Annotated in this window: 1 pseudogene; it reads left to right on the top strand. The window is 57.5% G+C overall.

Features of this window, described 5'->3' with window-relative positions:
• Positions 1–971 (top strand): annotated as a pseudogene (locus AC1DUP_RS36740) (IS110 family RNA-guided transposase); the annotation flags it as partial.
• Positions 972–1,254 lie beyond the last annotated feature (283 nt).

Genomic DNA, 1,254 nt, shown 5'->3' with positions numbered 1-1,254 from the left:
GCTGGAGAGAAACCAGTCTTGCGCAAGAAAATGCGGCGCAAGGAGATGATCGACTTCTTCACGACCTGCCCGCCAACTTTGGTCGCGATCGAGGCCTGTGGTGGTTCGCATCATTGGGCACGGCTGCTCACCTCATTCGGACATGAGGTAAAAATGATCGCGCCGCAACTTGCCAAGCCCTACGTCAAGCGGAACAAGAACGACGCGGCCGATGCGGAGGGGCTCTGCGAGGCAATGAGCCGCCCAACGATGCGGTTTGTTCCGGTTAAGACAGTTGACGAACAAGCGGCACTCATGCTGATCAGCGTCCGTACCCGTCTCATAGCCAACCGCACCAACTCGCCAACGCAATCCGGGGCTATGCCAATGAGTTTGGGATCTCCGCTGCCAAGGGGCTGGCGCATATCCCTCTGCTGCTTGAAAAGGTACAAGCCGACGGGACTGTGCCAGAGCTCGCACAGGAATTGTTCATGAGCCAGGCCGAGGAATACGCTCAACTGGAGAAGAAGATTGCGGATGTGGAGGCCAAGGTAAAGGCATGGCAGCGTAACGACGAACGCAGCATACGTCTCAACACCATTCCCGGCATTRGCCCAATCGGTTCGGCTCTTTTGATAATGAAGACACCCGCTCCGGAGCTCTTCAAATCTGGTCGCCAGTTCGCGGCCTGGATAGGGTTGACGCCAAAGGATCACTCGACCGGCGGCAAGCTGCGGCTCGGTGGTATCACGCGAGCCGGCGATGAAGCTCTGCGGGCCGTCCTGGTGGCTGGAGCAACCGCTGTCATTCATCACGCGCGGCGATCTGGCAAGGCTTCTCGATGGCTGGCGGAACTGCTCAAGCGCAAGCCGCCTAAACTTGCAGCTGTCGCACTCGCTAACAAGATGGCGCGCGTGGCCTGGAAGCTCATGGTCTCTGGAGAGACATACAGCGCACAATCAGGACCAGCTTTGACGGGATGCGTCGCATGAAGATTGGGAAGCAAGAACCCGGGACATCCTGATCTTCGCCACGTGTTGGTAATACGACAACTTGCAAGATAATAGCAGATGGTGTGATCGATCGATCCGGGACACAGGATACCCCGGGGATCCCTTTGGCCCCTCAAGGCCGCCTTGATGTCTGGGACCTGTGTTGCGGAAACCATCTTGGCCAGCGTTCATGCGCGAACGCCACAACAGGCCGGACATATGGACGCAAGCGATCAGATCAAATCATCTCAAAATATCTTGCGAGTCGGGGGCCGTCCACATA

It is taken from the genome of Rhizobium sp. 01L419 (assembly GCF_056400025.1).
The sequence above is the reverse complement of the archived record's forward strand: the minus strand, read 5'-3'. Positions and strand labels throughout refer to the sequence as shown.